19 protein-coding genes and 1 tRNA gene are annotated in these 21956 nt (G+C 73.4%); 14 read left to right on the top strand and 6 right to left on the bottom strand.

The annotated features are described in order from the left end of the window. From ACI799_RS20040 to ACI799_RS20015, 6 genes are all read left to right on the top strand, one after another. The coding region (locus ACI799_RS20040) for an NAD(P)/FAD-dependent oxidoreductase (RefSeq protein ID WP_456613776.1) at positions 1-919 on the top strand (919 nt) is incomplete at its 5' end. Positions 920-1120: 201 nt separating this feature from the next. Continuing rightward, positions 1121-2614: an NAD-dependent succinate-semialdehyde dehydrogenase gene (locus tag ACI799_RS20035; protein ID WP_456598987.1), complete on the top strand. Its 1494-nt coding sequence runs from the start codon at positions 1121-1123 to the stop codon at positions 2612-2614. Between the two features lie 68 nt (positions 2615-2682). Further along, positions 2683-3234 carry an amino acid synthesis family protein gene (locus ACI799_RS20030; RefSeq protein WP_456598988.1) on the top strand — a complete coding sequence of 184 codons (552 nt, stop codon included), beginning with the start codon at positions 2683-2685 and terminating at the stop codon, positions 3232-3234. Between the two features lie 265 nt (positions 3235-3499). Next, entirely contained in the window at positions 3500-4558 is a 1059-nt protein-coding gene (locus ACI799_RS20025; protein WP_456598989.1) for a TRAP transporter substrate-binding protein, read from the top strand. A 2-nt stretch (positions 4559-4560) separates the two neighbouring features. Next, positions 4561-5133: a TRAP transporter small permease gene (locus ACI799_RS20020; protein ID WP_456613775.1), complete on the top strand. Its 573-nt coding sequence runs from the start codon at positions 4561-4563 to the stop codon at positions 5131-5133. Positions 5134-5164: 31 nt separating this feature from the next. Further along, the gene (locus ACI799_RS20015; protein WP_456598223.1) at positions 5165-6454 is read left to right on the top strand and encodes a TRAP transporter large permease; all 1290 of its coding nucleotides are present in this window, start codon (positions 5165-5167) and stop codon (positions 6452-6454) included. Positions 6455-6559: 105 nt separating this feature from the next. Here the strand turns inward: ACI799_RS20015 and ACI799_RS20010 are convergent, their stop codons facing one another. The 4 genes from ACI799_RS20010 to ACI799_RS19995 all read right to left on the bottom strand — a co-directional run bounded on the left by ACI799_RS20010 (position 6560) and on the right by ACI799_RS19995 (position 10024). Further along, positions 6560-6904, bottom strand: a complete 345-nt coding sequence (locus ACI799_RS20010; protein WP_456598224.1) for a hypothetical protein — start codon at positions 6902-6904, stop codon at positions 6560-6562. Positions 6905-7037: 133 nt separating this feature from the next. Then, positions 7038-7880, bottom strand: coding sequence for an ABC transporter permease (locus ACI799_RS20005; RefSeq protein WP_456613774.1), 843 nt, complete (start codon positions 7878-7880; stop codon positions 7038-7040). After that, positions 7877-8803 (bottom strand): ABC transporter ATP-binding protein, encoded by a 927-nt coding sequence (locus tag ACI799_RS20000; protein ID WP_456587521.1) that lies wholly within the window; start codon positions 8801-8803, stop codon positions 7877-7879. Before ACI799_RS20000 ends, ACI799_RS20005 begins: the two co-directional genes overlap by 4 nt. Before the next feature lie 111 nt (positions 8804-8914). Next, complete coding sequence (locus ACI799_RS19995; RefSeq protein ID WP_456587522.1) at positions 8915-10024, bottom strand: NAD(P)-binding domain-containing protein; 1110 nt, start codon at positions 10022-10024, stop codon at positions 8915-8917. Between the two features lie 140 nt (positions 10025-10164). Between ACI799_RS19995 and ACI799_RS19990 the strand changes: the two genes are divergently transcribed. From ACI799_RS19990 to ACI799_RS19965, 6 genes are all read left to right on the top strand, one after another. Then, entirely contained in the window at positions 10165-11469 is a 1305-nt protein-coding gene (locus ACI799_RS19990) for a hypothetical protein (RefSeq protein WP_456598994.1), read from the top strand. A 334-nt stretch (positions 11470-11803) separates the two neighbouring features. Continuing rightward, entirely contained in the window at positions 11804-12598 is a 795-nt protein-coding gene (locus ACI799_RS19985) for an ABC transporter ATP-binding protein (RefSeq protein ID WP_456587524.1), read from the top strand. After that, positions 12595-13464: an ABC transporter ATP-binding protein gene (locus tag ACI799_RS19980; RefSeq protein ID WP_456587566.1), complete on the top strand. Its 870-nt coding sequence runs from the start codon at positions 12595-12597 to the stop codon at positions 13462-13464. The genes ACI799_RS19985 and ACI799_RS19980 overlap by 4 nt, the downstream gene beginning before the upstream one ends. Further along, complete coding sequence (locus tag ACI799_RS19975; protein WP_456587525.1) at positions 13461-14351, top strand: branched-chain amino acid ABC transporter permease; 891 nt, start codon at positions 13461-13463, stop codon at positions 14349-14351. The genes ACI799_RS19980 and ACI799_RS19975 overlap by 4 nt, the downstream gene beginning before the upstream one ends. Next, positions 14344-15582 carry a branched-chain amino acid ABC transporter permease gene (locus ACI799_RS19970; RefSeq protein WP_456598995.1) on the top strand — a complete coding sequence of 413 codons (1239 nt, stop codon included), beginning with the start codon at positions 14344-14346 and terminating at the stop codon, positions 15580-15582. Before ACI799_RS19975 ends, ACI799_RS19970 begins: the two co-directional genes overlap by 8 nt. After that, positions 15579-16826: an ABC transporter substrate-binding protein gene (locus ACI799_RS19965; protein WP_456587527.1), complete on the top strand. Its 1248-nt coding sequence runs from the start codon at positions 15579-15581 to the stop codon at positions 16824-16826. Before ACI799_RS19970 ends, ACI799_RS19965 begins: the two co-directional genes overlap by 4 nt. A gap of 56 nt (positions 16827-16882) precedes the next feature. Here the strand turns inward: ACI799_RS19965 and ACI799_RS19960 are convergent, their stop codons facing one another. After that, the gene (locus tag ACI799_RS19960; protein WP_456613773.1) at positions 16883-18040 is read right to left on the bottom strand and encodes an MFS transporter; all 1158 of its coding nucleotides are present in this window, start codon (positions 18038-18040) and stop codon (positions 16883-16885) included. Positions 18041-18199: 159 nt separating this feature from the next. Here ACI799_RS19960 and ACI799_RS19955 point away from each other — a divergent pair, with 159 nt between their 5' ends. Beyond that, positions 18200-20350 carry an acyltransferase family protein gene (locus ACI799_RS19955; protein WP_456613772.1) on the top strand — a complete coding sequence of 717 codons (2151 nt, stop codon included), beginning with the start codon at positions 18200-18202 and terminating at the stop codon, positions 20348-20350. Between the two features lie 140 nt (positions 20351-20490). On the opposite strand, the gene ACI799_RS19950 is transcribed toward ACI799_RS19955, so the two are convergent. Further along, positions 20491-20563 (bottom strand) — tRNA-Lys (locus ACI799_RS19950). A 184-nt stretch (positions 20564-20747) separates the two neighbouring features. Here ACI799_RS19950 and ACI799_RS19945 point away from each other — a divergent pair. After that, positions 20748-21920, top strand: coding sequence for a L,D-transpeptidase (locus ACI799_RS19945; protein ID WP_456598997.1), 1173 nt, complete (start codon positions 20748-20750; stop codon positions 21918-21920). The last annotated feature ends 36 nt before the right edge of the window (positions 21921-21956 follow it).

The following is a 21956-nucleotide window of genomic DNA, read 5'->3' as shown; positions in this document are numbered from 1 at the left end:
CCCCCCGCCGGCCCGCCGGCCCCCCCCCGCCCCCCCCCTCCCCCCCCGCCGCCCCGCCCCCCCCCCCCCCCGCCCCCCCCCCCCCCCCCCCCCCCCCCCCCCCCCCCACGTCTCCTTCCTCCGGTCCATCGACGACGCCGTGGCGTTGCACGAACGGCTCCGCGACGCCGAGCACGTCGCCATCATCGGCGCGGGCTTCATCGGTCTCGAGGTGGCCGCGACGATCGCCGAGCTCGGCCGCCGCGTCACGGTCGTGGAAGTGGCCCCCGTGCCGCTGGCCCGGGTGCTGGGCGACGAGATGGGGGCCTGGTTCCGGGAGCTCCACGCCCGCCGGGGCGTCTCCATCCGGTGCGGCGCGTACGCGCTGTCGGTCGAACGGGCGCCGTCCGGCTACCTCGTGGATCTCGGGGGAGACGAGGCAGTCCAGGCGGATCTGGTGATCGGTGCGCTGGGCGCGGCGCCCGACGTCGACTGGCTGCGCACCAGCGGTATCGCCCTCTCCGACGGCGTGCTCTGCGACCGCAGCCTGCGCACGTCGGCCCCTGGCGTGGTGGCCGCCGGTGACGTCGCCCGCTGGTACAACCCACTGTTCGACGAGGACATGCGGGTGGAGCAGTGGACCAACGCCGTCGAGCAGGGCCGGCACGCCGCCGGCGTGCTGCTCGGGGGGGACGACGCCTACGCACCCGTTCCGTACTTCTGGTCCGACCAGTTCGACGCGAAGATGAGGTTCGTCGGCCGCACGAACGGGGCGGAGCAGGTACACGTGGAGTCGCTCTCGGAGGACTCCCTGGTCGCGGTATTCGGCCGCCACGACGTCCAGGTGGGCGCGCTGTGCATCAACGCCCCGGCCCGGCTGCCGGACCACCGGGCGGCCATCGCGCGGCGCCGCGCGTACTCCGAAGCGGTCGCGCACTGAGGGTGCCGGGATCCACCCCTTCGGGGACTGTCCGCTCCTCCTGATCCGGCGAGGATCGAGCCGATCCGGTTGAGGAGGACAGGCGCTGAGGCGGTCGGCGGCGCCCGGACCACCGCCTCGTGGTGTGGTGCGGGCCCGGGAGGCCGGCCTCGGCGCGGGCTCCGGCGGGCCGGCCGTCCCGACCAGAGGAGTCCGACCACCATGCAGGAAACCGCCGCGAGCACCCCCGGCGCCGACGTCGACGCCTACGTCGAGGCGCTCCGTCCGCGGGAGGGCATCTGGATCGCCGGTGCCGGGCGGGCCGCGGCGGACGGTGCCTGCACCGAGGTCCGGGACCCGGCCAGGGACCGGGTGGTGGCCCGCGTCGCCGATGCCCGTGCCGCCCAGGCGACGTCGGCCGTGGACGCGGCGGCGGCGGCCCTTCCCGGGTGGGCGGCCACCGCGCCGCGCGAGCGGTCCGAGATCCTGCGCCGCGCGTTCGAGATGATCATGGAGGAGCGCGACGAACTCGCTCGCCTGGTCTCCCTCGAGAACGGCAAGTCGACCGCCGACGCGCAGGGCGAGGTGGCCTACGCCGCCGACTTCTTCCGGTGGTTCGCCGAGGAGGCGGTGCGCACCGAGGGTGCGTACGGGACGTCCCCGGCGGGCGGCGCCCGGACCATCGTCACGCACCGGCCGGTGGGCGTCGCCGCCCTGGTGACGCCGTGGAACTTCCCGGCCGCCATGGCGACGCGGAAGATCGCCCCGGCTCTCGCCGCCGGATGCACGGTCGTGCTGAAGCCGGCGGCCGAGACGCCGCTGACCGCGCTGGCCGTCGCCCGCCTCCTCACCCGCGCCGGCGTCCCGGACGGGGTGGTCAACGTCGTCCCCACGTCGGACCCTGCGGCCGTCGTCTCCACCTGGCTCGAGGACCCGCGGGTGCGGAAGCTGTCGTTCACGGGATCGACGGGGGTGGGGAGGCTCCTCCTGCGGCAGGCAGCGGACCGGGTCCTCAACACCTCCATGGAACTCGGTGGGAACGCGCCCTTCGTCGTCATGGACGACGCCCACCTCCCTGCGGCGGTGGAGGGCGCGATGACGGCGAAATTCCGCAACGGGGGTCAGGCGTGCACGGCGGCGAATCGCTTCTACGTGCACACGTCGGTGGTCGAGGAGTTCACCGCCCGCTTCGCGCACGAGGTGGCCGGTCTGACTGTCGGGCCGGCGGACGAGGGGAACCGGATCGGCCCGCTGATCACGCCCCGGGCCGTCGCCGACGTGCGTGCGCTCGTCGACTCCGCGGTGCAGGCCGGCGCCCGGGTGGCGTTCCAGCAGGAGCTCGACCCATCACCGGGCGGCTACTTCTTCCCCCCGACCGTGCTGACCGACGTGCCCGACGGAGCGGACATCCTCGCAACGGAGATCTTCGGCCCGGTGGTCACCATCGTCGCGTGGTCGGACGAGCGGCTGCTGCTCGACCGCCTCAACGAGTCCGAGTACGGCCTCGCCGCGTACGTCTACTCCACCGACCTCGAGCGGGCCCTGCGGTTCAGCGAGGTCCTCGACGCAGGCATGGTCGGCGTGAACCGCGGGGTCGTCTCCGATCCCTCCGCGCCCTTCGGCGGTGTCAAGCAGAGCGGGCTGGGCCGGGAAGGTGCGCGCGAAGGGCTGCGCGAGTTCCAGGAGACGCAGTACTTCAGCGTCGGTTGGCCGTGACGGCCGGCAGCGGGGTGCGGTCCCCGTCGGCGGGGCGGCGACGACAGCAGGTGAGCCGAGGAGGAGCCGTGTCCGTGCGCAGGATCGTGACAGTGATCGAGGAGGTGCTGTCGGAAGGGGGCCGTGAGGTGGCGCCGGCCGCGCGCACGGCGGTGGTCGCCGCCGTGGTGGCGAACCCCTGGGCGGGACAGGAGTTCGTCGACGACCTCGGACCGGGCATCGAGGCTCATGCGTCCCGGCTCGGCGCGCTCCTGGCTCCTCGGGTCGTGGCTGCTCTGGGCGCGCCGGTGGAGGCCTACGGCAAAGCCGCGATCGTCGGCCTGGACGGCGAGATCGAGCACGGGTCGGCACTGATCCACACGCTTCGTTTCGGCGAGCACCTGCGCTCGGCAGTGGGCGGGACGACGCTGCTGCCCGCGGTGGAGAAGCGTGGCCCGGCCGGCGTCGCGTTCGACATCCCGCTGAAGCACCTCAGGGACGCCACGATCCGGTCCCACCACCAGACCGTCGAGGTACGCCTCCCCGACGCGCCGCATCCCGACGAACTGGTCATCGCCCTCGCTGCGGCCGCCCAGGGCCGTCCCCAGCAGCGGTTGGCGCCGCTGTCGACCGAGCGCTGAAGTCCGGTCGCCCGGCAGGTGGCCGCGGTGGGCGGGCGTGCCCGCCACCCGTCCCAGGGGCGTGCGCCGATCAGCGCGGTCGACCGGCCGAGGGGGTCGATCACGGCTACGGCAGGCGCGGCGCTGCGTGCGTCGGAGCCCGTGGTCGAACCGTGATCCCGGGATGCGTGTTTGACCCCGGTTGGGTGACAGCGGGGCCCCCCGGTGATTCGTAGCGTCTGGGACCACTGCTCGGCTCACCACTGCATCGACGGAGGTACGGGACATGGGACAGCGTCCAAGGAACGGGCTCAAGGCCGGCTGTGCTCTCGCGGCGGTGACCGCGCTGGCCGCGTGCGGGGGCGCTGCCGGTAGCAGCGCCGGGGGCGGTGAGGGCGGCGAGCAGATCACGCTGAGCTACGCGTTCTTCGCTCCCCAGGCTTCCTTCCCCGGGGTCCAGATGGAGGAGTGGGCCTCGCGCATGGACGAGTGCACCGACGGCCAGGTCGCGGTGGACTTCTACCCCGGCGGGACGCTGCTCGGCTCCGGGGACATCTTCGACGGCGTCTCCCAGGGCGTGGTGGACATCGGCATGGACTCCCCGGCCTACGACGTGGGCCGCTTCCCCCTGAGCTCGGTGATCGCGCTGCCGGTCGGCTTCGCCAACGCCGAGGCCCCCAGCAAGACGTTCCTGGACCTCATCACGGAGTACGAGCCGGCCGAGTACGACGGCTACGAGATCGTCACGGCCTTCACCACGGAGCCGGCCCACCTCCAGACCCAGCAGCCGGTCGCCAGCAAGTCCGACCTCTCCGGTCGGGAGCTGCGGGCCGCGGGCGCGGGCGTCCCGGCGCTGCAGAGTCTCGGGGCCTCCCCGGTCGGCATGCCGATGCCCAACGTCGCGGAGGGGCTGCAGACGGGGGTCATCAGCGGCTACATGTCCTCGCGCGAGGTGCTCCAGGACTTCGGCCTGGCCGAGCAGGTGGGCTACGTGACCGACTACGCCTTCGGCGTCTCGAACAGCTTCGTCGCGGTGATGGACAGCGACCGTTTCGCCGAGCTCCCGGAGAACGTGCAGGAGTGCATCCGCGACCTCCGGCCGGAGATGGCCGAGTTCGCCTCCCAGTACCACGACCAGGAGAACGTCCAGGCCGCGCTGGAGTGGGCGGCGGCCGAGCACGGTCTCGAGACCGTCGAGCTCGCGCCGGCGGAGCGGGAGGAGTGGGACCGGACGCTGTCCCAGCTCGTCGACTCGTGGATCTCCGACACCCGAGGCGACTTCGACCCGCAGGAGGTCTTCGACCGGATGCAGGAGCTTCGCGAGCAGTACAGCGCGGAGGGCTGATCGTGGCGAGCTCCCAGAAGCCCGTCGACGGGGTGCCCGTGGACGAGGGGCCCGACAGCGGGAAGAGTTCCGGCAACAAGACCACGAAGGCGCTGGACGGGGTCTCCAGGGGGCTCGCCGTCATCGCTGCGGCGGTCCTCCTCGTGATGATGATCCTGACGGTGGGCAACATCGGCCTGCGGCTGGTGGCCACCCCCTGGTACGGCACGTTCGAGCTCGTCTCGCTGCTCGCCGTGATCGTGAACGGGCTGGCGCTCGCCGATGCGCAGCGGGGCCGCTCGCACATCGCGATCGACCTGTTCATGAACAAGACGCCGGTGCGGGTGCAGCTGATCGTGGGCGGGCTGATCACCGTCGTCTCGATCGCCCTCTTCGTGCTGCTGGCCCAGCAGCTCGTCGCCTACGGGATGAACCTGCGGAACCAGGGTGCCCTGACCGATTCGCTCCGGCTGCCGTTCTGGCCCTTCTCGCTCGTCCTCGCGGTCGGGGTCGGGGGACTGGTGCTGGCTCTCGTCAGCGATGTCGTCCAAGTAGGCCGGAACCTCCGGTCGAGCGTCCCGGAGAGCATCTGGTGAGCGCCGTCGGGATCGTCGGAAGGACGAGGACGTGAGCCCGGTAGCCGTCGCGCTGGTCGCGATCGCAGCGATGCTCGTCCTCCTGCTGCTGCGCATGCCCGTGGCGTTCGCCCTGATGCTGACCGGCTTCGTGGGCGCCGCGTACATGCTGACCCCGTCGGCCGCGCTCCAGCTGCTGTCGGCGGACCTGTTCCGCCAGTTCACCTCGTACGGCCTGTCGGTCATCCCACTGTTCGTCCTCATGGGGCAGGTCGCATTCAGGGCGGGGATCAGCGAACGGCTGTACGCGGCGTCCTACAAGTGGATCGGCTCCCTGCCGGGCGGGGTGGCGGCGACGACCATCCTGGCCAGCATCGGCTTCTCCACCGTGTCGGGGTCCAACTCGGCGACGACGGCGACGATGGGTGCGGTCGCGCTCCCGGAGATGCGGAAGTACGGGTACAACCCGGCGCTCTCCGGCGGCAGCGTCGCCATCGGCGGCACGCTCGGCGTGCTCATCCCGCCCTCGACCGCGCTGATCATCATCGCGATCCAGTCGGAGCAGTCGATCACCCGGCTGTTCGTCGCGGCGCTCGTCCCGGGTCTCGTCGTGGGCGGGCTGCTGCTCGCGACCGTGCTGATCCTCTGTCGGCTCCGGCCGGACCTCGGGCCTCCTGGGCCGAAGGTGCCGTGGGGGGAGAAGTTCCGGGCCCTGGGAGGCGTGTCCGAGGCGATCGTCCTGTTCGCGCTCGTGATCGGCGGCATGTACGTCGGCTGGTTCTCGCCGACCGAGGCGGGCGCGGTGGGCGCGTTCGGTGCCATCGTGATCGCGTTGCTCCGGAGGCAGTTGACCCTCCCGAGCCTGTGGACGGCCGTCCTCGAGAGCCTTCGCATCTCGGCGATGGTCGTGCTCCTGGTCGCCGGTGCGGTGGTGTTCGGGCGCTTCCTGAGCCTGACGCGGCTGCCGTTCGACCTGGCCGACGCGATCAGCGGACTGGCGGTGCCGACCACCGTGATCCTGCTGCTGATCCTGTTCGTCTACCTCGTGGGCGGTGCGCTCATGGACGCGCTCGGGTTCCTGGTCATCAGCATCCCGATCTTCTTCCCGCTGATCCTGGCTCTCGGGTACGACCCGGTCTGGTTCACGATCATCATCACGCTCGTGACCACGCTGGGTGCCGTGACACCTCCCGTCGGCGTCAACGTGTACATCGTGAGCGCCCTGGACCGCGCCCTCGACGTCGTCCAGACGTTCAAGGGCACGATGGTCTACTACGTGCCCTACGCGTTGTCGATCGCGCTGTTCATCGTGTTCCCAGGGATCATCGTCACCGGGGGCTGAGCGGGGTCGTCGCCTCGCACTGGTCCGCGCCGTGGGCGCCCCGCGCAGTCATCTGCGCGGGGCGCCCTCTGCGTGGGGCGCTCCCGGCGTGACGTGTTGCGAGGGTCAGCGCTGCCGGGCGGCGGCGGCGTGCAGCGAGCGGATGAAGAGGATCTCCTCGGCCGAGCGCCGCAGCCAGGTGCGCAGACCATCGGGGTCGTCGCGGTTCGCGTCGCGGATCTGGCCGAGCCGCACCTGGCGGGTGCTGGCCTGCGCGCGCTGCGCCGTGGGCAGCGCGCGACCCTCGGCGCGGGCGACCGCGGTGAGCCCCGCCCCCACGAAGACCAGGTCGCGGACCTCGGTCAGCTCGGCGAGCAGCCGCTCGGCGGCGGCGTCGTCGCCCGCGGTCAGAGCGGTCAGCAGTTCGTCGGCGCGGCGGCGGCCCTCGGCGGCCGGGTCGGGCGTGGTCACGGCACCACTGTGCCCCGGCCGGGCGGGCCGGGGCACAGCGGGGCGTGGACGACTGCCCCGTGTCCGGATGCCTGGGGCCCCCTTCCGGGTACCGCCCCGAGCCTGCGAGGGGTGGGGGGAAGGGGGCCCTTTCTCAGGCGTCGCGGCGGCGCAGCACCAGGTAGCCGGCCAGCAGCACGGCGGCCACCTCGGCGCAGAACACCCCGAAGCCGACCCAGGGGTCGAGCAGGTTCGGGTTGAACGACACCGGCGTGGCGACGACGGAGCCGGCGTTGCCCGGCATCAGCTTGGTCGCCCACTCGCCCCAGGCGCCCGGGAGGAGCACCACCATGTTGCCGACGACCAGCAGCAGGGCCAGCACGATCGACAGCGCCGCGGCGGTGTGCCGCACCAGCAGCCCGACCGCGGCCGCCAACAGCCCGATGCCGGCCATGTACAGGCCGCTGCCCAGCAGCGAGCGGAGCACGCCGTCGTCGCTGAGCGCCAGGCCCACGCCCTCGCGCTCGAGGAACCAGTTGCCGCCGAGGTAGCCGAGGGCGGCGGTGACGGTGCCGACGACGAACAGCGTCGTGGTGAGCACGACCGCCTTGGCCGCCAGCACCCGGCCGCGGCGCGGGGTTGCGGTCAGCGTCGCGCGGATCATCCCGGTGCCGTACTCGCTCGTCACCACCAGCGCGCCGAGCACGATGGCGGTGATCTGGGCGACGGTCATGCCCCAGGTGATGAACGCACCAGCGGACTCGCCCGCCGTCCCGTCGGCGAGGTCTGCGGCGCTGACGGCACAGACCAGGACGGTCAGCCCGGCGCCGAGGGTGACCAGCGCGGCGATCGACCACGGTGTCGAGCGCACCGACCAGAACTTGACCCACTCCGCCCGCAGGGTGTCTGCCAAGCCGGGCCGGCGCACCCCGGGGACGTGCCGGTTGGGGTCGAGGACGACGGTGTCGGTCATCGGGGCGCTCGCGGTCTGGGTCATCGGGGGGCTCCGGCCGGGGTCTGCTCCCGCGCGGAGTACTCCACGCTCGAGGCGGTGAGGGTCATGAACGCGTCCTCAAGCGAGGAGCGGACCAGGGTGAGCTCGTGCAGGAAGAGCCCCTGCCGGCCGACCAGCTCCCCGATGGCGGCGGCGTCGCGCCCTTGCACCCGCAGCTCGTCGTCGACGACGTCGACGTCCAGGCCGTCGCGGCGCAGCAGCTCGGCCACCTCGGCCCGCTGGGGGGTGCGCACCCGCACGTAGGAGGCCGCGTGCTCGGCGATGAAGTCGGGCATCGAGCAGTCGGCCAGCACCCGGCCGCGCCCGATGACCACGAGGTGGTCGGCGGTCAGCGCCATCTCGCTCATCAGGTGGCTGGAGAGGAAGACGGTGCGGCCCTCGGCGGCCAGCTGCCGGGTCAGCGTGCGCACCCAGCGGATGCCCTCGGGGTCCAGGCCGTTGACCGGCTCGTCGAGCACCACCACCGGCGGGTCGCCCAGCAGGGCGACGGCGATGCCGAGGCGCTGGCCCATGCCGAGGGAGAAGCGGCCGACCCGCTGCCCGGCGACGTCGGCGAGCCCGACGAGGTCGAGCACCTCGTCCACGCGACGCACCGGCAGCCCGTTGCTCGCCGCCATCCAGCGCAGGTGGTCGCGCGCGGAGCGCCCCGGGTGCAGCGCGCGGGCCTCCAGCAGCGCGCCGACCTGGCGCAGGGGCGCGGGGAAGTCGGCATAGCTGCGGCCGTGCACGGTGATGCTGCCGGCGGTGGGCCGGTCCAGGCCCAGCAGCATGCGCATGGTCGTGGACTTGCCGGCACCGTTGGGGCCCAGGAAGCCGGTGACCCGGCCCGGGTGCACGGTGAAGGAGATGCCGTCGACGGCGGTGCGGTCGCCGTACTTCTTGGTCAGACCCCGCGCCTCGATCATCGCGGGCCTCCGGGGAGCGATCGGGAAGTCATGCCCTGGAGCCTGTCGGCGGCGCCGTCCCGGGAACATCGGGGAGCGCCCTGATCCGACCCTGAACGGTCCCCGAGCTGGTCAGGCCGAGCGGGACAGGGTGCTCCCGGGGCGCAGCTCGCGGCGCAGGGCCCGGGCGGCGGCCTGGCCCGCGCGGTTCGCGCCGATCGTGCTCGCCGAGGGGCCGTAGCCGACCAGGTGCACCCGCGGCTCGCCGACGACCTGGGTGCCGTCCAGCCGGAAGCCCTCTCCGGGGCCACGGAGCTGCAGGGGCGCCAGGTGCCCGACGGCCGCGCGGAAACCGGTGGCCCACAGGATGACGTCGGCGCGGACCAGCCGGCCCGGTCGTCCGTCGACCGGGTCCCAGGCCACCCCGTCGGGGGTGATCCGGTCGAACACCGGCAGCCGGTCGAGCACGCCCCGCTCCAGCCCGTCGCGGATGTAGGGGGTGGAGGTCACCAGCCCGGTGAGGCCGACCACGCTCCCGGGGCGGCGTCCCTCGCGCACCGCCTCCTCGACCTTCGCGACCACTTCGCGGCCCAGGTCCTCGTCGAACGGCCCCTCGCGCCACACGGGCGGGCGGCGGGTGACCCAGGTCGTGGAGGTGACCCGGGAGATCTCGACCAGCAGCTGGGTGGCCGAGGCGCCGCCGCCGACGACCACGACGTGCTGTCCGCGGAACTCCTCGGGGCTGCGGTAGTCGACGGTGTGCAGCTGACGCCCTCGGAAGGTCTCCTGCCCCGGGTAGCGGGGGACGAACGGCCGGGTCCAGGTGCCGGTGGCGTTGACGACGGCGCGCGCGGTCCAGGTGCCCCGGTCGGTCTCCACGGAGAAACGGCCGTCGTCGCTCCGGCGGACGGCGGTCACCCGGACCGGCCGCACCACGGGCAGGTCGAACCGGCGCTCGTACTCCGCGAAGTAGGCGGGCACCGACTCGACGGCGGGGGTGCGCTCGTCCGCCGGGCGGAACGCCAGACCGGGCAGGTCGTGCACCCGGTGCGTCGTGCCCAGGGTGAGCGACGGCCAGCGGTGCCGCCAGGCGCCGCCGGGGCCCGGCTCGCCGTCGAGCACCACGAACCCGGTGCGCCGCTCGAAGCCCTGGCGGGCCAGCGCCCAGGCGGTGGAGAGCCCGGCCTGCCCCGCGCCGATCACGACGACGTCGACGTCGCCCCGGAGGTGGGCAGTGGTCACACGCATGGCAACCGGCCGCCCTCGCTGCTGCTTCCCGCCCCGGCACACCGGCCAACGGCACCCGCCGGTATCCGTTCCGCGTAAACCGACCGGCCGGTATGGTGCGCCTGCTCACACCCACCCACGACGGGAGAGTGCACATGCCCACGCCCGTGGCAGGCGACCGTTCCTCCGGTGCACCGGCCGGTGATCCGGAGCCGTGGTTCGTCTCCGTCGAGGTCCAGGTGCGGCCGTCGGCCGCCCGGCCGGAGTTCGCGGCCGGGGAGCGGTTGGACGCGGCGGGCGTGGCCCTGCTCGAGCGGGCGCGGTTCCGGGGCCTGCGGACGGCGGTGCTGACGGCGGACCGGTGCTCCTACGGGGAGGAGCTCGACTGGCTGGTGGACCGCTGGATCGACTGCGACACCGGTGACGCAGTCGCGGTCGCGGCCGCGGTGCGCTCGCTGCCCGGAGAGGCCGCCGTCGTCACCGGCTCGGCGCCCGGCGCCGTCCTGCCGGCGGCCGTCGCCGCCCGTGCGCTGGGGCTGCGGGGTCCGGACCCCGCGTCGCCCGTGGTGACCGGTGACGCGGTGGCCCTGCGCGCGGCCCTCGCCGCGGCGGGCGTCGCCGACGGGCGGTGGGCGGAGGTCCGCACCGGCGACCCGGAGCTCACGTCACCGGTGGGATACCCGTGCACGGTGGAGCCGGTGGACGGCGCCGGTGCGCGGCTCGGTCCGGTGCAGGACGACGGCGAGCTGCGGGTGCTCGCCGCCCGCGCCTGCTGCCGGCGCGGTGGGCGGTCGGCGCCCCGGCTGGTGATCGGTGAGCACGTGGCGGGGGACCGGTACGCCGCCGACGGGCACGTGGACCGCGGCGTCCCGACCGTGCACGCGTGGAGCGAGGTGCTCACCACGCCCCCGCCGCACTCCGCCGGCCTGCTGCTCACCGCGACCGCGCAGCCGCCGACGGCGGAGGCCGCCGGCTTCGTCGGCGCCGTGCTCGCCGCGGCCGGTTACGACCTCGGCCCCTTCCACCTGGAGTTCGTGCTGGGCCCGGCGGGGCCGCGGCTGGCCGGCCTGGTCCCGCGGCTCGCCGACGCGGGGGCCCACGCCTGCGTGGACCAGGTGAGCGGGATCGACGCCGCGGACCTCGTGGTCGCCGGCCTGCTCGGCCGGCCCGGGCCGGGGCGCCGGCGGGCGGTCGCGGCCAGCACCCAGTTCTTCCTCGGCTCGCACGCCACCGGGCGGGTGCGGGCGGTGTCCGGCCTGCGGGACGTCGGCTGCATCCCGGGGCTCGTCGTCGCGGAGGTGTTCGCCGACGTGGGTGGCGCGGCGGAGCCCGCGACCTGCGGCCAGGCGCACCTCGGCCACGTCGTGACCGTCGGGGACACCCCCGAGCAGTCCCGCCGCCGGGCGGCGGCCGCGCTGGACGCGATCCGCGTGGAGATCGAGGAGCTGCAGCCGGTCTAGCCGGGCCCTCCGCATCGACCGCCCCCGCCCGGCCGGTCGGCGGGCTCCGGCGGCGGGCTCCGGCTTTCCGGACGGTCCCGTACGGAGCGTGCTGTGGATCAGGGGCACGGATGCCTGGGTGGAGCCCGGCAACACGTGATCAATCCGTGACCTTTGTGGCGCCCGTCACAGACCATTGCCTGCCTAGAGTCCCGGCCTGTGTGCCAGATCACTTCTCCGCGCCTGACCTCCTGCGGTCGCGCTCCCGAACAGGCGGCCCGGTGACGGCCACCCGCCCGCCGCTCGGCCGCCCCCGCCCGATCCCGCCCGGCCGGGCCACGGCAGGGAGCCGCCCGTGCTGAGCATCGACGCCCTGCACGTCACCTACGGCGGAGCCGTCCAGGCCGTGCGGGGGGTCTCCATGGAGGTCCCCGACGGCAGGGTCGTCGCCGTCCTGGGCAGCAACGGCGCCGGGAAGACGACGTTGCTGCGGACCATCTCGGGCACGCTGCGGCTGCACCGCGGCCGGGTCGACTCCGGGTCGGTGACCTTCGACGGGACCGACCTCGTGTCGAAGGACCCGGCCCAGGCCGTCCGGCTCGGGCTCGTGCAGGTGCCCGAGGGGCGGCGCATCTTCGGCCGGCTGACGGTCGAGGAGAACCTGCGTGCCGGCGGCATGGGGAACCGGGACAAGGCGGCCAAGGCCCAGGCCCAGGACCGCGTCTACGACCTGTTCCCGGTGCTCAAGGAGCGCAGCTCCCAGCGGGGCGCGCTGCTCTCCGGCGGCGAGCAGCAGATGCTGGCCATCGGGCGCGCGTTGATGGCCAGCCCGAAGCTGCTCCTGCTCGACGAGCCGTCGCTCGGGCTGGCGCCGCGCATCATCGGCCAGATCGGCGAGGTCATCGGCGAGATCAACCGCCAGGGGACCTCCGTGCTGCTGGTCGAGCAGAACGCCACGATGGCGCTCGGGGTCGCCGATCTCGCCTACGTGCTCGACGTCGGTGAGGTCTCGCTCTCCGGTGACGCGCGGCAGCTCGCCCAGACCGACGAGGTGCAGCGGCTGTACCTCGGCCACGACGGGGGCGGCGACGGCGCGGCCCCGACCCGGCGCGTGAGCTCGGGCAAGAAGCTCTCCCGGTGGACGGCATGACCGCGGCGCCCGACGTCGGGTCGGGGACGCGGTCGGACATCCCGACGGTCGAGGTCGACGGCGTCAGCGTCCGCTTCGGGGCGATCAACGCCCTGTCGGACGTCTCGTTCACGGTCGCTCCCGGCACGATCCACGCGATCATCGGGCCCAACGGTGCGGGCAAGTCGACGATGTTCAACGTCCTGTCCGGCGTCTACCGGGCCAACGAGGGCCAGGTCCGGTTCGGTGAGCACCGGCTGGACCAGATGCGGCCGTACAAGATCGCCGGCATCGGGGTGGCCCGCGCGTTCCAGAACATCGCGCTGTCGGGCACCCAGTCGGTGGCGGAGAACCTCATGCTGGGCCGCCACCACCTGACCAAGGCCGGCTTCCTCTCGGCCGGCCTGCGGCTCCCGCGGGCCACGCGGGAGGGCAAGGTGCACGGCGCGCGCGTCGCCGAGATCGCCGAGTTCATGGATCTCGGCGAGAAGCTGCACACGCCCGTCGGGGTGCTCTCCTACGGCGACCAGAAGCGGGTGGAGGTGGCCCGGGCCCTGTGCACCGAGCCGCGGCTGCTGCTCCTGGACGAGCCGGTCGCCGGCATGAACGCCGAGGAGACCGACCGCATGGCGGAGGCGATCCTCGAGATCCGGTCGGCGCTGGGCATCTCCGTCGTCCTGGTCGAGCACGACATGGGGATGGTCATGTCCCTGGCCGACCGCGTCACCGTGCTCGACTTCGGCCGGCGCATCGCCGACGGCACACCGGCGCAGGTGCAGACCGACCCCGAGGTCATCCGTGCGTATCTCGGCTCCGGCGACGAGGAGAGCCCCTCGGAAGCCGCCGCCCACCACCACTCCTCCGACAACCCTGGGGCGACCTCGTGACCCAGTTCCTCTCCCTGCTCCTCAACGGGATCTCCCTGGGCGCCCTGTACGCCCTCATCGCCCTCGGCTTCGTGATCATCTTCAAGGCGAGCGAGGTCGTGAGCTTCACCCACGGGTCCCTGCTGCTGCTGGGCGCCTACTCCATCGCGCGGCTGTCGGACACGATCGGCTTCCTGCCGGCCGTGCTCGTGGGAATCCTGATCACGGCCGCGGCGGCGTTCGTCATCGAGCGCCTGATCATCAACCGGTTGCGCGGCGCCGCGGTGATCAGCCTGGCCATCGTGACGATCGGCGTCGACATCATCCTGCTCACCGAGCTCATCCGCCGGCTCGGCTCCGACATCCTCAACGTGCCGCACCCGTGGGGCGGGCAGTCGTTCCGGATCGGCGACGTCGGGCTCGCGCAGAACCGGCTGATCGCGTTCCTCGTGGCCGCCGTCCTCATCGCGCTCTTCTTCGTTGCGTTCAAGTACTCGAACTGGGGCATCGCGATGCGGGCCTCGGCGGAGGACGGCGAGACGGCGGCCCTGATGGGCATCCGGCAGGGTCGGGTCTCTGCGCTCGCCTGGGTGGTCGCCGGGGTGCTCGCCGCCGTCGCGGCGCTGTTCCTGGTCGGATCACCGACGCCGGGCGTCACCCCGACGGCCTACGCCGTCGCGCTGCGGGCCTTCCCGGCGGCGATCCTCGGCGGCCTGGACTCGACCGGCGGCGCCCTCGTCGGGGGCCTGCTGATCGGCATCGCCGAGGCGATGGCCGCGGGCTACCAGGACCAGCTGCTCTTCCTCGGCCGCGGGTTCAGCGCCGTCGTCCCCTTCATCGTGATGATCGCGGTCCTCATGTTCCGTCCGTCCGGCCTGTTCGGGACGAAGGAGCTGACCCGTGTCTGAGGCGACGATGACGGCGGCGACGGGGGCCCACCCGTCGGGGGCCGGCCCGGCGGAGCGGGCCGGTTCCGGCCGGTCGGGACTGCGGTCCTGGCTGCGCCCTCTGCTCCTGGTCGCCTTCCTGCTGGTGATGCTGGCGCTGCCGCTGTACGTCGAGGAGTTCTGGCTGCGCACCGGGTTCGCCGCCTTCGGCGCGATCGTGGGCGCGATCGGCCTGAACCTGCTCGTCGGCAACAGCGGCCAGCTCTCCCTCGCCCACGCCTTCTTCCTGGCGGTGGGGGCGGTCAGCTACGTCTACGTCTCGGGGGAGTCGGGCGGGCTCGGGGTGGCCGAGCTCGGCGGGCTCGGGCTCCCCCCGATCGTCGGGATGATCGTGGGCGTGCTCCTCGCGGGGCTCGCCGGGCTGATCTTCAGCCCGCTCGCGGCCCGGCTGCGCGGGATCTACCTCGGGGTCGCGTCGCTGGCGCTGGTGTTCATCGGCGTCCACGTGCTCAACAGCTGGACCGAGGTCACCGGCGGCTTCAACGGCCGGGCGGCACCGGACTTCTCGCTGTTCGGCTTCACCTTCGCCAACCGGGACCCGGAGCTGTACGTGCTCGGCGTGCCGTTCCGGGAGTCCGAGCGGCTGTGGTACCTGGGGCTCGTCCTGGCCCTCGGGGCCTACCTCTTCGCCCGCAACCTGCTGCGCAGCCGGCCGGGCCGGGCCCTGCAGACCCTGCGGGACAGCGAGGTCGCCGCGTCGGTGATGGGCGTCAACGTGCAGGGCTACAAGGCGCGGATCTTCCTGGTCAGCTCGATGTACGCCGGCCTCGCTGGGGTGATGTACGCGCTCTCCATCGGCAGCATCGCGCCGGAGTCCTTCGGCCTGGAGCTGTCCATCCTCTACCTCGCCATGATCGTGCTGGGCGGGCTCGGCTCGGTGAACGGAGCCGTGCTCGGGGCGATCTTCGTGAGCGCGCTGCCGCTGGTCTTCCAGCGGTACGCCGACCTGATCCCCTTCGTGGGCCGGGACGAGGGGCTGGCTGCCGGTGAGGCGGCCCGGTTCCTGTTCGGCGCGGCCATCGTCCTGGTGATCCTCTTCGAGCCCGCCGGCCTCGCCGGTATCGCCCGCCGCATCTCCGGCCGGGCCCGCCGCAGACCGGGCGGACGGATCACCCAGCACCCACCCGACACGCCCACCCGTTCCAGCGAGCCCACCCCCTCCGACCCACCAGCCCAAGGGAGCACCACGTGAGACTCAGCAAGCGTTCGACCGGCGCCACGATGCTGGCCGCCACCGTCGTCCTGGCCGCCACCGGCTGCAGCACCAAGGCGCCGGAGGCCTCGGGTGGCGGCGGCGGGGGAGGAGCGGCCGCCGGCGACGTCGCCACCGACGTCGGGATCGAGGGCGAGACGATCAACCTCGGTGTGCTCACCGACCTGACCGGTGTCTTCGCCGCGCTGGGCAACGACATCACCAACGCCAACTCCCTGTTCTGGGAGAACAACCAGGTCTGCGACACCTACGACGTCCAGCTCGACATCCAGGACACCGGGTACGTCCCGCAGCAGGGCGTCGCGCTCTACAGCGGGATGCAGGACAACATCCTGGCGATGCAGCAGACGATCGGGTCGCCGATCAACACCGCGCTGGCACCGGAGTACGAGTCGGACCAGATCGTGAACTTCCCCTCGGCCTGGTCGAAGACGCTGACCGAGATCCCGGGCACCGGCGTGGTGGGCGCCACCTACGACGTCGAGCTCGCCAACGGCTACGACTACCTGTTCCGCGAGGGCCTGCTGAACGAGGGCGACACGGTCGGCCACATCTACTTCGAGGGCGAGTACGGCGCCAACGGGCTCGAGGGCACCCGGGCCGTCGCCGAGGAGAAGGGCCTGGAGGTGATCGAGGCGCAGATCAAGGCGACCGACCAGGACATGAGCGCACAGATCACCCAGTTCCGGTCCGCCGGGGTCGACCTGATCGCGCTCACCGTGGCCCCGGGGCAGACGGCCTCGGTCGCGACGGTCGCCGCGGCGCAGGGGCTGGACGTCCCGATCCTGGGCAGCAACCCCGTCTTCGCGCCGGGACTGCTCCAGGGCCCGGCCGCCGAGTGGCTGAAGACCCACCTCTACGTGGCCTCGCCGGTGTCCTCCTTCGACGCCCACCCGGAGCTGCTCCAGCAGTACCAGGAGGCCTACCCCGACGCCGTGCCGAGCCTCGGTGTGGTCGTCGGCTTCGGCATGAGCGAGATCATGAAGCAGGTGCTCGACCAGGCCTGCGAGGACGGCGACCTCACCCGTGAGGGCGTGCTCAACGCGTTCAACGAGCTGGAGGAGGTCGACACCGGCGGCCTCGTCGTCCCGATCCGCGGCTTCGAGGTCGGCCAGTCCCCGAGCCTGCAGAGCTTCATCCTGCAGCCGGCCGACGTGCCGGGTGGCGCCACCGTCCTGGAGGAGGCCTTCGAGGGCGAGTTCGCGGCGGGTATCGCCGGCTGACCCTCGCACTCCCGGCGGCGCCCCCTCCCTCGCGGGGGGGGGGCGCCGTCGCGCGCTCACAGCCGTCGCGCTCGGGCCACCGGGAGGAGGCGGAGGGCGAGCAGCGCGGTGATCGCGGCCGCCACGGTCAGCGGCAGCACCGCCGACGTCGCCCGCGCGGCCACGGCCATGACGAACGGCGCGGCGAACCCGACGTAGGCGCAGGCCAGGAACAGCGACGTCAAGGCGCCGAGGCGGGCCGGTGGGGCCAGCCGCGCGGTCAGCGTCAGACCGGCGGCGAGGCACAGCCCACCACCCGCGCCCAGCAGCGGGGCGGCGGCGACCAGCCAGGGCAGCGCGCCCGTCCCGGCGAACGACGCGGCGCAGCCGAACCCGAGCGTGCCGAGCGCCGTGCCGACGACGGCCGTCCACCGCCCCAGCCGGCGCTGCAGCCCGGCGACGACCGTGCCGGCGCCCAGCGTCACGCCCGCCAGCACGCCGGTGACCGCGACGCCGCCGTAGGGCAGCTCCACCAGCAGCGGGACGGCGTTGATGACCGTGGAGGGGAACGCGTAGACGCAGACCGCCACCGGGGCCAGCACGGTCGCCACCAGGGTGCCGTCTCCCGGCCGGATCAGCGGCGCGGCCGGCGCCGAACCGGATCCGGTGGGGCGAACGTCGTGCAGCTCGACCGTCTCCGGCAGCCGGAGGGCGAACGCCAGGCCCACCGCGACGAGCACGGTGTGCAGGAGGTACGGCAGCACTGTCGGCGCCGGGGCGTACTGGCCGAGCAGCCCGCTGGTCAGCGGGCCCAGCGAGAACCCGGCGGTCATGGCGAAGGCGGCCCGCCGTCCGCCGGCTCCCTCACCCGAGGCGAGCGAGAGCTCGCCCACCCACGCGCTGCCGACGCTGAAGACGATGCCGCTGACGACGCCCTGGAGGAAGCGGGCGCCGAACAGCAGCGCCAGCGAGTCGCCCGCCGCGGCGAAGGCGAGCGACGCCAGCGCGGAGAGCACGATGCCGGGGATCGCGACCCGGCGGCGGCCCAGCCGGTCCGACAGCGGCCCGGCCAGCAGGAGGGCGGGAACGAGCCCGGCCGCGTAGCAGCCGAACAGCGCGGTGAGGACCTCGGCCGAGAGGCCGAGCCGCTCCTGGTAGACCAGCAGCAGCGGGGTGGGGACGTTCGTGCCCGCGGCCACGGCGAAGAGCGCGAAGACGGCGCGCTTCCAGATCACCGGGCGACCCTACGACCCGCTCGAGGCCCCGCCGTCCCACGTCCGGCTCGGGTACCGGTCGCTGTCTGCTGCCGCTACGCCGCCGGGGACCTGCCCAACCGGGGGAGTCGCGCAACGTGGTGACGCCAGGAACCCGGCGGCGCCAGTACGTTCGTGCCCATGACCGCGGGAGATCAGGCGGCAATCCGGACCACGCCGCGGCCGCCCGGCGGTCCGCTGCGCTTCCGTGCGGACATCCAGGGTCTGCGCGCCGTGGCGGTGGCGCTGGTCGTCGCCGACCACATCCTCGGCTGGCCCCACGGTGGCTTCGTCGGCGTCGACGTCTTCTTCGTCATCTCCGGGTACCTGATCACCGCGCTGCTCCTCCGCGAGCTCGCCTCGACGGGCACCGTCTCCTTCCGGGCCTTCTACCTCCGGCGCGCCAAGCGGATCCTGCCGGCGGCCATGGCCGTGCTGGCGGTGACCGTGGCCGTCGGGTACGTCGTCTGGTTCCTGCCGCGGGCGAACCAGACCGCGCTCGACGCGTTGGCCGCGGCCTTCTTCGTCGAGAACTGGCACCTGGTGGCCGTCGGGGCCGACTACCTGCAGGCGCAGGGGCCGGTGTCGCCGGTGCAGCACTACTGGTCGCTGTCGATCGAGGAGCAGTTCTACGCGCTCTGGCCGCTGCTCCTGCTCGGTGGCTTCGCGCTGTTCGACCTCCGGCGCCGACCGGGGCGGCTGGTGTGGTTCCTCACCGCGGGGATCGCCCTCTCCCTGGCCTGGGCGGCCTACCGGACGAGCACCGCTCCCACGGCCGCCTACTTCGACACCCTCGCGCGTGCGTGCGAGTTGCTGGCCGGAGCGCTCGTCGCCGTCGTCGGCGGTCGGCTGGTTCTCGCCGACCGGTTCCGCGCGGCGCTGAGCCTGGGCGGGCTGGGAGTCATCCTCGGCTCCGCCGTGGTCATCTCGCCGTCGTCGCCGTTCCCCTTCCCGTGGGTGCTGGCGCCGGTGCTCGGCGCGGCGCTGGTGCTCCTGGCCGACCCGCCCCCGTCCGCGGCCACCGCCGTGCTGACCAACCCGGTGGCGCGACGGCTCGGGCAGTGGTCGTACTCGATCTACCTGTGGCACTTCCCGGTGGTGGTGTTCGGGGTCGGCGCCTTCGGGAGCTCCGTCGCGGTGCAGCTGGCCCTCGTGGTCCTCACGGTGCTCCTGTCGGCCGCCTCGTACCGGTGGATCGAGCAACCCGTGCTGGCCATCCGTCCCCGTCCCCGCTACGTCTCCGGCTGGGAGCGACGCCGCCGCGAGGGGGTCGGGCTCCCCGTCACCGTGGCCGCCGTGCTGCTCGTGGTGGGCGCAGCCCAGTTCCTGGTGCCCGGGTGGAGGGGGGTCGCCGACCCGGACAGCGGGGGCGCGGCACGATCCACCGGTGACGAGCGGCCGTCGGCGGCCGAGCTCGCGGACCAGGTGAAGGCCGCCCTGTCCGCCGAGTCCTGGCCGGCCGACCTGACGCCCTCCCTCGACGGGCTCGGGCCCGAGCACCAGCCGGTGGAGATGGGCACCACCGCTCCGGGGTGCCGCAACACGGTGGCCGCCGGAGATGACCCGCTGGTCTGCCGGCACGGGCCCGCGGATGCGCCCAGGACGGCGCTCCTGGTCGGCGATTCGGTCGCGATGAGCTGGGGGCCCACGGTCAACGGGGTCTTCGAGGGCGACGACTGGCAGGTGCTCGCGCTGGGTTACGCCTCCTGCCCGTTCGTCGACGTCGCCGTGGCGCCGCCGGCCGAGCCACCCGGTTTCCCGGAGGAGTGCGCGGCCGCGCGCGAGCGCACGCTGCGGTTCATCGAGGAGACGGCACCCGACGTGCTGGTCCTCTCGGCCGGCCAGGGGTACTTCGGCAACTTCGTCAGCGGGGCCGGCAGCGAGGGCGACAGCGGCGCCGCCATCGACGAGTGGCAGCGCGGCCTGGAGTCGACCCTCGAGGCGGTGGCGCCGTTCGTCGGCTCCGTCGTGGTCCTGGGCAACCCGCCGCTGGGCGCCGATCCCCGCGAGTGCGGGGGGCGCCTGAGCGGTCCCGAGGACTGCGTCAGGCCGATCAGCCGCGGCTTCCTGGACAAGACCGAGGCCGAGCGGGCCGCGGTCGACGCGCAGCAGGCGGCCGGCGCGGACGTGACCTACGTGGACACCCAGGAGATGTTCTGCGCGGACGGCCGCTGCCCCGCCTTCGCCGGCGACGTGCTGCTGCGCACGGACGAGACCCACCTGACGGCGGCAGCCGCGGACATGCTGGCCGCCGCCGTGCGGGAGCAGGTGCCGTCCGAGGTGCTGTCGTGATCGTGAGGCCGCCGGACGGGAGTGATAGCCCGAGATCGACAGGCAGGTGACCGACCGACGCATCGGAGTGAGTGCGTGGTGGATCAGCCACCACGCACGAAACCCCCTCCGACACGGGCACAGGTCGGAGAGGGTTGCGGTGCGCCATCAGGGACTCGAACCCCGAACCCGCTGATTAAGAGTCAGCTGCTCTGCCAATTGAGCTAATGGCGCGGTGCGCCCGGCCGGCGGGCACGAGAGAGAACGATACCAGCGCCGGGCGGTCGCCCGGTGGTGGGGGCAGGTGCTCTTCGCCACGCCCGTGTCCGACACCACGCTCCGCTGTCGTCCCGCCGTGGACACTGGAGGGGATTGCTCCCGTCCGGACCGGGTGGGAGGGCGAGAGGAGCCGGGACGGGTGCGACGGACAGCCACGATGATCGCCGCTGGGGCGCTGGTCGCCCTGGCCGGGTGCAGCGGGTCGGACGCCGGCGCTGCCGGTGAGCCGACCGCCGCGGCCGAGCCGGCGACGGTCGAGCTCGCGGTCGCCGACGGGGCCGTGGACCTCTCGCCCGTGGTCCCGCTCGAGATCTCGGTGAGCGGTGGCGAGCTCGCCGAGGTCGCCGTCACCGACGCGACCGGGGCACCCGTGCCGGGCGTCGTCGCCGAGGAGGAGGACGGCACCGCCGTCTGGGAGCCGGCGACGCCGCTGGCCTACGACACCGCCTACACGCTGACCGCGACGGCCACCAACGCCGACGAGGAACCGACGCGGGCGACGTCGACGTTCACCACCGTGGACCCGCAGGCGGTCGTGACGCCGGGGATCGGCCCGCTGGACGGCCAGACCGTCGGCGTCGGCATGCCGATCCGCGTGTACTTCTCCGAGCCGGTGACCGACAAGGCCGCCGTCGAGCGCAACCTGGTGGTCACGAGCACGACGCCCACCGACGGCGTGTGGAGCTGGTTCGGTGACAGCGAGGTGCACTTCCGCCCGTCCACCTACTGGCCCGAGAACATCGAGGTCACCCTCGACGCGAACCTGTACGGCGTCGACTTCGGCGACGGCGTCTGGGGGGAGAAGGACCGCAGCATCAGCTTCTCCATCGGCGAGCGGCACGTCTCGGTCGCCGACGCCGCGACGCACACGATGGAGGTCTACGACGGCGACCAGCTGGTGCAGACCTTCCCGATGAGCGCCGGGGGCCCGGGCTTCCCGAGCCGCAACGGGCCGCACGTGGTCACCGAGCTCAACCGGAACCGGGTCATGGACTCCAGCACGTACGGCACGCCGGTCGACAGCCCGGACGGCTACCGGACGCCCGTGGAGTACGCGGTCCGGCTCTCGGACAACGGGGAGTTCGTGCACGCGGCGCCCTGGTCGGTGGCCCAGCAGGGGCGGGAGAACGTCTCGCACGGGTGCATCAACCTCTCCACCGAGCGCGCCGCGTGGTTCTTCCACTTCTCCCAGCCCGGCGACGTCGTGGAGATCAGGAACTCGATCGGCCCCACGCTCTCGGCCGCCGACGGCGCCATCTACGACTGGGCCATCCCCTGGGAGGAGTGGCGGGCCGGTAGCGCGCTGAAGTAGCGGCCACCGCGTTTCCCCCACACCCGCCGGGGGCAC

The organism is Blastococcus sp. SYSU DS0753 (assembly GCF_054051175.1).
The sequence above is the reverse complement of the archived record's forward strand: the minus strand, read 5'-3'. Positions and strand labels throughout refer to the sequence as shown.